We start from the raw sequence: 12,478 nt of genomic DNA on the forward strand, positions 1-12,478 counted from the left end.
TTACAACTTGGCGCATCGTTTACACGTGCGCCGATTTGCTCGGAGAGTCCCTTAAAACTAACCAAAGTATTAAGGCGACTAAAAGCACTGGCCAAAACACCCCTATAGCCACTAACCCGATAGAACACACAATCATTAAACCAACAAAGATAATCGAGCCAAATACCGTTAATGCTATGGCTAATGCCACCAATACTAATAACACTGCAACAACCGCCGCTACACTAATTGCTTTCAATGGTTCAAGTAATTCATCCCCCATATAAACATCAATATCAAATATATCTAGAATGCTAACGCCTAACACATAGGTTAAAAATAAAGTGGCTAATATGGCTAAAACTAAAGATTTGAAAAATGACATATATCCTCCTGATGTAAATTTGGGGTGATTAACGCGAGCGCTTAAGCTCGCGTTGGAAGCAACATCGCTGCAACTATATAGGCTACACCTGCTGCTACAGGGAAAGTTATTAAGGCAAGGATTGCTGCGATACGCACAGCAATGCGCGGTAACTTATAATACTTAGCAATGCCAGCACATACACCTGATAGCTTTTTATTTAATACATCTTTGGTTAATTGTTTTTTCATTAAATAACTACGTTCATAACTCATTGTCTTTCTCTCTCTTTTAATGACTTCGTTTTTGCTGTTTTTTTCTCGCTATGCCTACTGCCATAGCAACGACAGCAAATACAATGACCGGTACTAAACAAATTAATAGAAATATCAATTCAACTTCCATGTTCCGATCTCCTTGCCAAATATTTAACCATTAACGACTTTTTTCTTTAACTCAGCTAACTCGCTATCAATATTTTCATCAGTTTCCAGTTCGCGGAATTGGCTTTCTAAATCCTGGTTTTGAGTCATATCGTATGCTTCGATTTCAGCTTCAACACGCTCGACTTTTTCTTGATAACGTTCAAAGCGGCTAATTGCTTCATCAATGTTGTATTGAGCAGACTTCTCGCGCACTTTTAATCGAACGACCGCAGATTCTTGTCTTAGCATAAGTGCTTCTTGACGGCGCTTAGCTTCTGTAAGCTTATTCTGCAAACGTTGGCTGTCTTCCTGTACCGCATTTAAAAACTCATCTAGTTTTGCTGACTCTTCTGTTAAACCGTCTAGCTGTTGTTTCGCTTTATGCTTTTCAGTTAGTGCACTTTTAGCTAAGTCATCTCGCCCCTTACTGATCGCAAGTTCTGCTTTTTCTTGCCAGTAGTTAGCACTTTTCTCTAAGTCAGTGACTTGGCGAGCAAGCGTTTTCTTTTCGGCAATATGTTTTGCCGCTGTTGCTCGTACTTCGACTAAGGTTTCTTCCATTTCCTGAATAATCAAACGGATCATTTTTTCAGGATGCTCAGCCTTATCTAACATGCTGTTGATATTGGCATTAATGATGTCTGCAAATCGTGTAAACATTCCCATTTTGTAATCTCCTACTCTTCTTCTGATTTAACTGTTTCTTTATTTGATTCGGTATTATTTGTTAGCTGGACTTTTTCATCTTCCCAACTCATTAATTGGTCAATTGAAAACTGCTCGATGCTACTGTTAATAGACTGTTGAAGCTGATCGCTTAACTTGGTCATTACCTGCTTTCCTTGCACCAATACGAATTGAGAAATGGCTTGCTCGGTTGAAACTTCAGCTGCTTTAACGCTGCCAGTAGCCATCACCATTAACGACAAAGAAATTGCTGTACCAATAACCTTATGTTGTAACGTGTTCATTTCACTTTCCTTTTCTTAGCTAGTTAAACTAACCATAATTGAATTAGTTTCCTTAGTTATTACAAGTGATGTGCCAACAATTAAATATTTTTTATCTTTTTGTTTTTATTGGTTTATTTTTATTTTTAAAAAATCACAACGATTGAAGACATAATATGTCACGCTAGACTTTGGTTAAATTAACCACATGGTTAGTTAATTTAACCAAATTAGAATATAAGAAGGGAATTGCGCAATACTTATGCAGTTTGCGCTTGCAAAAAATAGAAAGCGTTTTCTAATCAGTAACAACAGGTAATTGTTCTAAACTGCCCCATTCAGTCCACGAGCCGTCATAGACAGTAATGTCAGTATTGCCAGCAAGTGTAGCTGCAAGTGCTAAAATACACGCCGTAATACCAGAACCACAACTCATGATCATCGGTTTTTGTTCAGGGTTAATCGTACTAAAAAATTTTATTAACTCAGTTAATGATTTGAATGCACCATTATCAAGTAAATTAGCGTAAGGTAAATTCAAAGCGTTAGGCATATGCCCTGCTCTTACTCCTGCTCGTGGCTCAGGTGCCTTACCGTAAAAGCGATTTGCTGCTCTTGCATCAAGCACTAGGTGACTATGACTTTGAAGCGCTTTAGCTACATAATCATGATCACAAAAATAGTTTGGTTGATGTTGACTGGTAAAATTGCCTAACTTGTAAGGAGCATCAATAGCCACAGAAACTTCGCCGTTATTTGCAAGCCATGCTGGTAATCCGCCATCTAAAACACTGACCTTTTCTTGACCCATTGCTTTTAACATCCACCAAGCACGAGCAGCTGAAAATAAGCCTAAATCATCATAAACAACAACGTGGTGCTCATTATTCATGCCCAGTTGTCGACATTGCTCTTGAAAATCTTGCGGTGAAAGTAAGGTATGTGGAAATTCTGCATTAGCATCAGAGAAAACATTATTGATATCCATTCGACGAGCATTGGGTAAAGTCACATCAGGCCAACGTTGATCTGGTAAAGTACCGCCACCAACTGGAGGCATACTTGCATCTATAATCAGGATACTTTCTTGGTTAGCGCTTTTGTGAACAAAGTAATCTTGTAATTGTTGAGCAGAAATTAACGCAGATGTAGGTAAACTCATAAGCAGATAAATTAAATGATTTATCGTGTAACGCTATCGAATAAAAATGTATTTGTATAGTGAAGACGTAATAGCAATAGTATGGAAGTGAAATAGAAGGCAAAAGTAAATAGTGAAGTAAATAGAAACTGCTTACTTCACTATATTAGCATCGTCAGAAAAATTAGAAGTAAAAATAGAAGGCTTGTCGCTATCATCTTGTTCGAACATAGCGACAACAACTGATGTCATCATTAACACTAAGCCTGGTGCCACCAAAAAGCCGAATAACGCAGGTAAACTCAACATAAGCAACTCCCGTTATTCACTATCTTGTTTTTTTACTTTTTCTTCTTGCGCTTTTGCAATCATAGTTTGGTCAAGCGTAATTTTTGGCATTTTCATCGCTCGTAACGCAAAATGGATATCTTGGTTTACTTGATGATCAACTGCTTGGCTTACTACTGAGTTCTGTTGCTTAATTAACGCCGCGGCTACTGCTTCAACGTTACCGTTGTTTTGTGCAAATACGTTGGTAGAAACCAATACACCAACCATTGCTAGTATTCCTGTTAAAGTTTTCATTGTTTACTCCTTTGAAAGTCAATCCAATTAACATAAATGTTGTTAATCGATATTAGTTAAGTTGCATTAACTGTTACAAAGGTTGTGCCACGAGATGAAAAAAATCTCATCTCATTGTATTTAAAGGAAATTTAATTTATTTATATTATTACAAATGTAAATGCGTGCAAGTTTAGTTAGATATAAATTAGTTAAATTGGCCAATAGTTAGTCAATTTATAAGTTCTATTCAGTCACTAACTCAAATGCCTTGATTAGCACGTCACCGGTTGCTTCGCCACTAATCGCATTTTCACTTAAATAGCGTCTAAATTGTTTAGCTCCAGGTAAACCATTGCACATACCTAACATATGTCGGGTAACATGTGATGCTTTTGCCTTATTGCCTCCTGCAACATGGTGGTCTATATAGCCTGCCATATGCTCAATAATTTCAGCGCGAGAAATCATCGGCGTTTCTTGTCCGTAAATAAGCTGATCAGCTTGCGCCAACATATAAGGGTTTTGATAGATTTCACGACCAATCATGACACCATCAATATGGTTTAGGTGTTCTTGGGTTTCTTCAAATGATTTAATGCCACCATTGATTGAAATAGTGAGATGAGAAAAATCTTGTTTAATTTGATATACGCGAGCGTAATCTAGCGGAGGAATATCACGGTTTTGCTTTGGGCTAAGACCTGATAACCAAGCTTTTCGAGCATGAATAATAAAGTGTTCACAACCCGATTTTTCAACCGTTGAGATAAACTCAGTTAAAAATTCATAGCTGTCTTGGTCATCAATGCCAATTCGAGATTTCACCGTAATTGGAATATCAACCACTTGCTTCATTTGTTCAACACAAGCAGCAACGAGCGCAGGCTCTGCCATTAAGCAGGCACCAAAACGACCATTTTGTACGCGATCTGAAGGACAACCTACATTGATATTTATTTCGTCATAACCTAGCTCAGCAGCACGTTTAGCACATTCTGCCATTGCTTTAGGGTCGCTACCGCCTAATTGCAATACCAATGGATGTTCTTCTTCGTTATAGCCAAGGTAGTCACCTTTACCAAAAATAATCGCACCTGTAGTGACCATTTCGGTATAAAGCACAGTGCGCTTAGACATTAATCGGTAAAAATAACGACAGTGGCGATCGGTCCAATCGAGCATAGGTGCGACGGATAGTTTGTGGGCATCTTTATCTAACATTAAACGAATACATTTTTTTTAACAGCAATCTGGCGATTATAGCATTGTTCCTTTGAAGGAATTAATAGCGCTTAATGTAAAAAGCCCACCTTTTAGCAGCGGGCTTTTCAATATTAAATTCGTATTACACTAATTGGGCTAACTGTTTTTTATCAAACGCTTTAAGGCTATCAATCGCACCTTCTTTGACTTTATTTACCCAATCAGGGTTAGCAATTAAAGCACGGCCAATTGCAACTAAGTCAAACTCTTGATTTTCAACACGGGTCATCAGCTCATCTAAGTTTACCGTTTCAGCATCTTTAAAGTTGCTTGTGCCATCTTCAGGTAAGAAGTCCTGATTAAGGCCAACACTGCCAACGGTGATTGTTGCTTTGCCTGTTAATTTTTTCACCCAACCAGCAAGGTTTAATTCACTACCTTCAAATTCTGGCTCCCAGAAGCGACGCTGAGAACAATGGAAAATATCGACACCAGCTTCAACTAAAGGTGCTAGGAATGCTTCTAGTGCTTCTGGTGTTTCAACTAAACGTGCACTGTAATCTTGCTGTTTCCATTGTGACCAGCGGAAAATAATTGGAAAATCAGGGCCTACGGCTTCACGTACCGCACTCACTAATTCAATGGCAAAGCGAGATCGACCCGCTAAATCACCACCGTATTCATCGGTACGTTGGTTCGTGCCTTCCCAAAAAAACTGATCAACTAAGTAACCATGTGCACCATGAATTTCAATGGCGTCGAAGCCAATATTTTTTGAATCAACTGCTGCTTGAACAAAAGCTTGGATAACTTCTTGAATGTCTTCTTTAGTCATTTCATGGCCGGTAACTTTACCTGGCATTGCCATTCCTGAAGGACCATAACCTGGAGTATCGCCGCCAGGTTCAACACCTGGTTTACGGATAGCACCAACATGCCACAATTGAGGAGCGATTTTACCGCCCGCTTCATGTACAGCATCTACCACTTTTTTCCAGCCAGCTAATGCTTCTTCGCCAGCGATCATAGGTACATTAGGGTAACCCGAAGCTGCTTTATGACCGACACAAGTACCCTCTGTGATAATTAGCCCTACACCACCTTGTGCACGGCGACGGTAGTATTCTGTCACTAAGTCGTTCGGCACATTGTTTGGTGAAAATGTACGTGTCATTGGTGCCATGACCGTACGGTTAGGTAACGTTAAATTACCTAATGAAACTTGTTCAAATAATTGTCCGCTTGCCATAATGTCCTCTTATCTTTTTTAAGTTACGACCTCTAACTGACCTAAAGGTAAGTTAGTAAGGTAAAATTTTTTACTTGTTGACTAACAATTGATTTATCTGCGCCATGGTTTGCTCAAAAATATAATCGCCATGTACACGTGAATACTGCAAAGCGCCTTTAAGTGCTATCACCACTAAAATCGCTTGATGATTTGCCTCTCCAACAAAGTTGAAATCACTTTCTTGCTTGCCTTGCGCTAACACTTGAGCGATAAACTCAAGCTCATGCTCATCAAGTGCCTTTAATTCTATACGCATAGCTTCCGGTAATGATGCAACATCGACCTGTAAGCTACTTAATGGGCAAATTTTATTTTTACCACACGCAAAGCGCAGCATGCCATTGATATAGATATCTAACTTTTCAGGCGCGCTTTTATTACTAGTTAATATTTTGCCGAATTCTTGTCGATGCCAATCATGAATGGCCCGACACAAGGCTACGCCTAAGTCTTCTTTCTTGGCAAAATGATGATGAATACTCGCCTTCGTTATCGACAGCTGATTCGCAATATCTAAATAACTAAAGTTTTCAAAGCCGTGGGTTTGCAATAAATCCATGGCCACTTCAACAATTTGCTCTTTACGATTTTTTAAACGTGTTTGCATACTGGTACGATAACTTACCCCAAGGTAAGTTAGCAAATGAATTTTTTACATATCTTATTATTCGTTTGAATAATACAGAACTAAGCCTCTGTATTAATAAAATAAATTATCAAAGACGCTCAACCATTAAATCAATAAATTTTCTAACTTTTGGCGATAAATGTTTTCGCGAAGGATATACAACAAACACATCAATATCGTTATCGATAAAGTCTTCAAACAACACCGTTAGTTGATTACTATCTAAAGCGCTTTGCATAGTAAAAGTAGGAAGGCGACAAATACCGTGGCCATCTAAAACCATGGCGAGTTCCATTTCTGAGCTATTACACAATAGAGTTGAGTTAACATCAATCGATAATGGAATACCTTGTGGATCACGATATTGCCAACGTGTAGGCTGTTTAAGGTTGCTATAACATAAACATTTATGGTGTTTGAGTTGTTCTGGGTGGAGTGGTCGCCCGTATTTTTCGACATAATCATGAGAAGCCACAGTTAACGCTTTCGCGCTAAAGACTTTCCGACAGATTAAACTAGATTCTTCTAATTGGTGAGTCGCACGGATCACCACGTCAAACCCATCTTGAATCACATCAACTTTGCGATCATTTAAATCAAGCTCTAAATCAACTTCAGGATAAAGCTTCATATATTCCGATAATACAGGCTGTAGATAGTTAAGGCTCAATGCAACTGGGCAACTTACTCTCAAAGTTCCTTTCGGTTGTGCTTGTTCCATCGATAACAATCCAAGCACTTGCTCTGCATCTTGGACGAGCTGAAGACACTGTTGGTAATACATTTTTCCTTCTGGTGTTAAACCAAGCGAGCGCGTAGTTCTGTTCAACAACCGAACCCCCAACCTCGCTTCGAGTTTGTTTATTTCTTTACTTATGTATGAAGTCGAATGGCCCGTTGCCTCAGCTGCTGCAGTAAAACTGCCCGCATTTACTAGGTGTGTAAACACCACAACTCCGTCAAACAATTTTGTATTAGCTGCCATTTGGAAAAAGTATATCCACTTTCACTATATTAAAGATTAAATATAAACAATATAAACTGGCAATCAAGTTTTTCAGCAATAGTGCTGAACCAAATTAGATTCGTGTTTGCGATAAACACTAAATTCTCTAAGGAGTTAATAATGAAAGTTTTAGCCTTTGCAGCAAGTAATAGTTCAAAATCAATTAACAAGTCGTTAGCTAATTATGCAGCATCTCAAGTGCCGGGTGCTGAATTTGAAATGTTGGATATCAACGATTATGAAATGCCAATTTACAGCCAAGACCGTGAAGAAGAATTAGGCCAACCACAACAAGCAAAGGACTTTTTTGCCAAAATAGGCGAAGCTGATGCCGTTATTATTTCATTTGCCGAGCATAATGGTAGCTATACAGCCGCATATAAAAACTTGTTTGATTGGACTTCACGTATCGATATGAAAGTATTCCAAGGGAAACCTGTTGTTTACCTAGCGACATCACCAGGCCCGGGCGGTGCGCAAAGTGTACTATCTGCAGCAGTGAATTCAGCGCAGTTTTTTGCTGCAGATGTGCGCGGTTCGTTATCTGTGCCAAGCTTTTTCGACAATTTTGATATGGAATCTCAAAAACTGACAAACCCAGCGCTAAATACCCAGTTAAGAGCCGTGGTTTCGGCATTGACCTAAAAATACATCCTACTTTAAAACGAAGTGCTCGCTTCATAAAAGAAATGGCAGCTGAATGCTGCCTGCTTTTTATTGCTACTTGATTTGTGATGCTGACACATTTACCTTGAAGAAATCGTCTTTATTGCACAATAACCTATGTCGATAAATTTAAGCTTATCAATTCGTAGTTATACAAAACGTCAACAAAGCCATGCTCATGGTTATTGTCAGTTGGTATTGCCAATTCAAGGGAATATAGATATCGACATTGAAGGAGAAAAAGAAACCATTGGTCCAAAGCGATGTGCAGCGATATTTGCAAATCAAACTCACAGTTTTTCAGCACATGAACACGCAAGATTTTTAGTCGCCGACCTCAACAAACTCCCCATTAACCTGATAGAAGAATCAAAGCATTATGTGTCGATCTCAGAAAGTTTTTACGCCTATATCTTGTTTATAGAAAAACAGTTAGCCGCCAGCCAATTTCTTTCTATAGAACAACAGGTGAACCAACTGTTTTGGCAACTACTATCTTCACAAACTTTTTATCAAAACATCGATCTTCGTATCAGTCGGGTATTAGAATATTTAGAGGACAACTTAGCACAAGCCATTGAACTTCCGGCGTTAGCAAATATTGCTTGTTTAAGTTTAAGCCAGTTTAAAGCCCTTTTTAAAAAACAATTAACGTTAACACCAAAACAATATCTTACTAAACTCCGTATGGAAAAGGCCAAATCACTACTCAGTTATACCGATTTACCCATCAGTTTAATTGCAGAGCAAGTGGGGTACTTAAATAATTCAGCATTTTCACGTCGTTTCCATGCCCACTTTAATCAACCACCTACCGCGATTCGAAATCATTAGCATAATCAGCTTTACACCAAACAATTTCGGCTTTTTAGCACACTTACTATCATTTAACCCGCTAGAATAGCCACTACTATTATTCAACTGGCGACAAGACCGCTCATGGCAACTTTATTTGGCATAATCGCATTACTGTTTTGGTCTTCTTTAGCGCTATTAGCAGCTAAAACAGGAAGCTTGCCGCCATTCTTAATTTTGGCGCTTTGTTTTAGCGTCAGCTTTATCATCTCCGTTGTCTGGCGCTACAAGCATTACGGTCGTTGGTTTAGCCGACCTAAATTGAGGCGTTCTCAGTGGCTCTTAGGTATTTATGGCTTATTTGGCTACCATTTTTGTTATTTCTTCGCACTCCGGTTTGCTCCTGTCTTAGAGGCCAATTTAATTAATTATTTGTGGCCACTATTACTGACATTATTTTTGGCTCACAAAGGCGAAAGAGTCTTTGCTTTACTTGGTGGCGTTATAGCGTTCTCTGGCATTGCCGTTTTACTTTCTACCGAACAGGCCAGCTTTTCAAGTCAACATATTGTTGGCTATATACTAGCGCTTGGCGCTGCATTTATCTGGTCAAGTTACTCTGCACTATTAACAAAACAAAAGAGTGATTTAGGGGACATAGGTTGGATATCACTGGCGGTAGCAGCATTGTCGATGAGCTGCCATTTCTTATTTGAACCAAGGGTTACTAGCATAAGTTTAATCGAGTGGGGATATATTTTATTGATCGGATTGGGGCCGTTAGGAGGTTCGTTTTATTTATGGGAACACGGTTTAGCCAAAGGCAATAATCGACTACTTGCTAGCTTAAGTTTTTTCACGCCAGTATTTTCTTCAATGCTGCTTGCGCTATTTGGTCTTGCGCACTGGTCAGTAGAAATGTTTGTCGCGTTAGTCATGATATTACTCGGAGGCCTAGTCACCCATAGCAAAAACGCCTGGCAAAAGATGCTGTTAAAAGCTGATACTAAAAAAAACCAAGCTAATTAATGCTGAGCTTTAAACGCTTGCTCAATTGCAGATAAGCACATTGCCACTCGTTTAGGGCGTGCACTTAGCTGCGGGTAAATTAAATAAAGATCTCGACTATCACCTTGCACAGATTGAAATAGGTTAACTAACTCGCCACAGACTATCTCTTTACTTACCATATAATCAGGCAGTCTCGCGATACCTAAACTCGCCAAACAAGCTTCTTTGAGCAAGTCGTTATCTGACGCAATAAAACGACCATTGGGCTTCACACGTTCAAGTTTGCCGCTAACAGTAAAATGCCACTCATTCCAATGTGGTAGAACAACACATTGTTTATCAGGGAGCGCTAAAGGTGATGAAGGTGCGCCAAATTTGGCGATAAAGTCAGGCGTGGCACAACAAATGTAATTCACCTTAACTAGCTTGCGCGCAATCATATCTTCAGGTGGTGTATTTGTTAACCGAACAGCAAAATCAAAGTCGTCCGCAATCAAATTATGGGTAGTGTTACCCGAATCTATGGTGACATTTAACTCAGGCTGCTTAGTCATTAGCGCGTTAAATAACGGCCATAATACATAGCGAGCTATCCCCATTGGCGCGGTACATTTAACTTTACCTGCGAGTTCTTCTTCTGAGGCGTCAAGCAAGGATTTGGTTTGTTGCCAAAAGTTCGTCAGTTTTATCGCTTCTTGATACAAGGTTTCACCAGCAGATGTTAAACGCATCATTCGCGTATTACGCACCAGCAAAGACTTGCCTAATTCTTGTTCTAAAAATCGAATTTGCTTAGACAAATAACCTTTAGATACACCAAGGCTATCAGCAGCTTTGGTATAACTACCATTTCTAACCACCTCGGCAAATAAGCGCATATGTTCAAGACTCAAAATAAGACCCACAAATGAAAACCAATAAATTCATTGTTTCCTATTGTAAACAATGAATTTCCAGTTAGCCAGTTGTTCACATCTGCAAATTAACGAGAATAAGCTATACCGATAAACGGGCAGGAACCCACATGTACTCTATTACTAAAGCACACTCTGTACTAAAAACCATAGGCGCATCAACAATGCTGGCATTAAGTCTTGTTGGCTGCCAAAGCACAGAAACAATTATGAAAAATGAATCAAATTTAGCACAGTATCAACCAGCACCTTATGTTGAATTAACTCACCCTGAGTGGTCAAAAAATGCCACCATTTATGAAGTAAACATTCGTCAGTACACGGAAGAAGGTACCTTTAACGCATTTGCTGAGCACCTGCCTCGTTTAAAAGCACTAGGTGTCGATATTTTATGGCTAATGCCAATCCACCCTATCGGAGAGAAAAACCGTAAAGGTGGCAAAGGCTCTTATTATGCAGTTAAAGATTATCGTGCAGTGAATCCAGAATTCGGCACCTTAGATGACTTAAAAACCCTGGTAAAACAAGCACATGACATGAATATGTATGTCATTCTAGATTGGGTAGCCAACCATTCAGCTTGGGATAACCCACTAACGGAAACAAACCCAGAATGGTACACCAAAGATCACAATGGTAACTTCCAACCAACACCTTGGTGGGATTGGTCAGATATTATCGACTTTGATTATAACAACCCTGAAATGCGCCAATACATGACAGACGCACTAAAATACTGGGTAGAAGAAGCCGATATCGACGGCTATCGAGCTGACGTTGCTGGTTTTATTCCAACAAGCTTTTGGGATAATGCTCGCGAAGAATTAGACGCTATTAAACCTGTATTTATGTTGGCTGAATGGGATGCTCGTGATTTACATAAAAAAGCTTTCGACATGACCTACAACTGGAAACTTCACGACACCATGCATGAAGTTGCGATAGGCAAAAAAGAAGGCGGTGCTATTTATCATCACTTTGCCCACTCGCTGTCTGCATGGCCGGAAAATGCAATGACCATGAATTTTGTCGACAACCATGATAAAAATTCTTGGGAAAAAACCATGTTTGACCGATTTGGCCCTTACCTTAACGCTAGCATTGTACTAACTGCAACCGCCGAAGGTATGCCATTAATTTACAGCGGTCAAGAAGCGGGTTTAGACAAAGTATTAGCCTTTTTCGATAAAGACAAAATTGAATGGCGCGAGCACCCAATTGCTGATTTATACAAAACATTGTTTAACCTCAAACATCAAAACCAAGCACTTTGGAATGGCAATTGGGGAGGGAAAATGATCCCAGTGCCAAACACCGCACCTAACGCATTATTTTCATTCGCTCGTCAGAAAAACGACGACAAAATATTTGTAGTCATTAATTTTTCCGACCAAGAGCAAAGTGCCACATTCAACGAGAACGTGCAGTGGGGTAGTTATACAGAGTGGTTCAGAAAAGATGAAGTCACCATAAGTAAAGATTCTTCATTAACGATTGAGCCATATGGCTACCGTGTATTCGTCAAATAGTTTTCCCCG

The 12,478-nt window shown here is 39.3% G+C and carries 16 protein-coding genes; 4 read left to right on the top strand and 12 right to left on the bottom strand.

What is annotated here, in order from left to right:
* Positions 1-19 precede the first annotated feature (19 nt).
* From HII17_RS02235 to HII17_RS02285, 11 genes are all read right to left on the bottom strand, one after another.
* Entirely contained in the window at positions 20-364 is a 345-nt protein-coding gene (locus HII17_RS02235) for a hypothetical protein (RefSeq protein ID WP_169073685.1), read from the bottom strand.
* 41 nt (positions 365-405) lie between these two features.
* Positions 406-618, bottom strand: coding sequence for a PspC domain-containing protein (locus HII17_RS02240; RefSeq protein WP_169073686.1), 213 nt, complete (start codon positions 616-618; stop codon positions 406-408).
* A 153-nt stretch (positions 619-771) separates the two neighbouring features.
* Complete coding sequence (pspA, locus tag HII17_RS02245; protein WP_169073687.1) at positions 772-1,434, bottom strand: phage shock protein PspA; 663 nt, start codon at positions 1,432-1,434, stop codon at positions 772-774.
* A gap of 11 nt (positions 1,435-1,445) precedes the next feature.
* Positions 1,446-1,739: a hypothetical protein gene (locus HII17_RS02250; protein ID WP_169073688.1), complete on the bottom strand. Its 294-nt coding sequence runs from the start codon at positions 1,737-1,739 to the stop codon at positions 1,446-1,448.
* 277 nt (positions 1,740-2,016) lie between these two features.
* Positions 2,017-2,880: a sulfurtransferase gene (locus tag HII17_RS02255; RefSeq protein ID WP_169073689.1), complete on the bottom strand. Its 864-nt coding sequence runs from the start codon at positions 2,878-2,880 to the stop codon at positions 2,017-2,019.
* 132 nt (positions 2,881-3,012) lie between these two features.
* A complete protein-coding gene (locus tag HII17_RS02260) occupies positions 3,013-3,168 on the bottom strand; it encodes a hypothetical protein (RefSeq protein ID WP_169073690.1) in 156 nt (51 codons plus the stop codon).
* 12 nt (positions 3,169-3,180) lie between these two features.
* Entirely contained in the window at positions 3,181-3,444 is a 264-nt protein-coding gene (locus tag HII17_RS02265; RefSeq protein ID WP_169073691.1) for a hypothetical protein, read from the bottom strand.
* A 225-nt stretch (positions 3,445-3,669) separates the two neighbouring features.
* Complete coding sequence (gene dusA, locus HII17_RS02270; RefSeq protein ID WP_169073692.1) at positions 3,670-4,647, bottom strand: tRNA dihydrouridine(20/20a) synthase DusA; 978 nt, start codon at positions 4,645-4,647, stop codon at positions 3,670-3,672.
* 124 nt (positions 4,648-4,771) lie between these two features.
* A complete protein-coding gene (locus tag HII17_RS02275; protein WP_169073693.1) occupies positions 4,772-5,878 on the bottom strand; it encodes an NADH:flavin oxidoreductase in 1,107 nt (368 codons plus the stop codon).
* A 70-nt stretch (positions 5,879-5,948) separates the two neighbouring features.
* A complete protein-coding gene (locus HII17_RS02280; protein ID WP_169073694.1) occupies positions 5,949-6,527 on the bottom strand; it encodes a TetR/AcrR family transcriptional regulator in 579 nt (192 codons plus the stop codon).
* A 109-nt stretch (positions 6,528-6,636) separates the two neighbouring features.
* On the bottom strand, positions 6,637-7,533 hold the full coding sequence (locus tag HII17_RS02285) for a LysR family transcriptional regulator (protein ID WP_169073695.1): 897 nt from the start codon (positions 7,531-7,533) through the stop codon (positions 6,637-6,639).
* Between the two features lie 141 nt (positions 7,534-7,674).
* Between HII17_RS02285 and HII17_RS02290 the strand changes: the two genes are divergently transcribed.
* The 3 genes from HII17_RS02290 (at position 7,675) to HII17_RS02300 (ending at position 10,044) form a co-directional block, all read left to right on the top strand.
* Positions 7,675-8,199: an NADPH-dependent FMN reductase gene (locus HII17_RS02290; protein WP_169073696.1), complete on the top strand. Its 525-nt coding sequence runs from the start codon at positions 7,675-7,677 to the stop codon at positions 8,197-8,199.
* 138 nt (positions 8,200-8,337) lie between these two features.
* Positions 8,338-9,054, top strand: coding sequence for a helix-turn-helix domain-containing protein (locus HII17_RS02295; protein ID WP_169073697.1), 717 nt, complete (start codon positions 8,338-8,340; stop codon positions 9,052-9,054).
* A 105-nt stretch (positions 9,055-9,159) separates the two neighbouring features.
* Complete coding sequence (locus tag HII17_RS02300) at positions 9,160-10,044, top strand: DMT family transporter (protein WP_169073698.1); 885 nt, start codon at positions 9,160-9,162, stop codon at positions 10,042-10,044.
* Here the strand turns inward: HII17_RS02300 and HII17_RS02305 are convergent.
* Positions 10,041-10,919, bottom strand: coding sequence for a LysR family transcriptional regulator (locus HII17_RS02305; protein WP_169073699.1), 879 nt, complete (start codon positions 10,917-10,919; stop codon positions 10,041-10,043). The genes HII17_RS02300 and HII17_RS02305 overlap by 4 nt on opposite strands.
* A gap of 131 nt (positions 10,920-11,050) precedes the next feature.
* Here HII17_RS02305 and HII17_RS02310 point away from each other — a divergent pair, with 131 nt between their 5' ends.
* On the top strand, positions 11,051-12,469 hold the full coding sequence (locus tag HII17_RS02310) for an alpha-amylase family glycosyl hydrolase (RefSeq protein WP_235938612.1): 1,419 nt from the start codon (positions 11,051-11,053) through the stop codon (positions 12,467-12,469).
* The last annotated feature ends 9 nt before the right edge of the window (positions 12,470-12,478 follow it).

It is taken from the genome of Thalassotalea algicola, from assembly GCF_012932965.1.
GTDB lineage: Bacteria > Pseudomonadota > Gammaproteobacteria > Enterobacterales > Alteromonadaceae > Thalassotalea_F > Thalassotalea_F algicola.

Coding starts and splice junctions, on each gene's coding strand:
- HII17_RS02285 (WP_169073695.1), bottom strand. CDS start 7,533: ATGGCAGCTAATACAAAATTGTTTGACGGAGTTGTGGTGTTTACACAC.
- HII17_RS02240 (WP_169073686.1), bottom strand. CDS start 618: ATGAGTTATGAACGTAGTTATTTAATGAAAAAACAATTAACCAAAGAT.
- HII17_RS02250 (WP_169073688.1), bottom strand. CDS start 1,739: ATGAACACGTTACAACATAAGGTTATTGGTACAGCAATTTCTTTGTCG.
- HII17_RS02295 (WP_169073697.1), top strand. CDS start 8,338: ATGTCGATAAATTTAAGCTTATCAATTCGTAGTTATACAAAACGTCAA.
- HII17_RS02280 (WP_169073694.1), bottom strand. CDS start 6,527: ATGCAAACACGTTTAAAAAATCGTAAAGAGCAAATTGTTGAAGTGGCC.
- HII17_RS02310 (WP_235938612.1), top strand. CDS start 11,051: ATGTACTCTATTACTAAAGCACACTCTGTACTAAAAACCATAGGCGCA.
- HII17_RS02255 (WP_169073689.1), bottom strand. CDS start 2,880: ATGAGTTTACCTACATCTGCGTTAATTTCTGCTCAACAATTACAAGAT.
- HII17_RS02260 (WP_169073690.1), bottom strand. CDS start 3,168: ATGTTGAGTTTACCTGCGTTATTCGGCTTTTTGGTGGCACCAGGCTTA.
- HII17_RS02300 (WP_169073698.1), top strand. CDS start 9,160: ATGGCAACTTTATTTGGCATAATCGCATTACTGTTTTGGTCTTCTTTA.
- HII17_RS02265 (WP_169073691.1), bottom strand. CDS start 3,444: ATGAAAACTTTAACAGGAATACTAGCAATGGTTGGTGTATTGGTTTCT.
- pspA (WP_169073687.1), bottom strand. CDS start 1,434: ATGGGAATGTTTACACGATTTGCAGACATCATTAATGCCAATATCAAC.
- HII17_RS02290 (WP_169073696.1), top strand. CDS start 7,675: ATGAAAGTTTTAGCCTTTGCAGCAAGTAATAGTTCAAAATCAATTAAC.
- HII17_RS02235 (WP_169073685.1), bottom strand. CDS start 364: ATGTCATTTTTCAAATCTTTAGTTTTAGCCATATTAGCCACTTTATTT.
- dusA (WP_169073692.1), bottom strand. CDS start 4,647: ATGTTAGATAAAGATGCCCACAAACTATCCGTCGCACCTATGCTCGAT.
- HII17_RS02275 (WP_169073693.1), bottom strand. CDS start 5,878: ATGGCAAGCGGACAATTATTTGAACAAGTTTCATTAGGTAATTTAACG.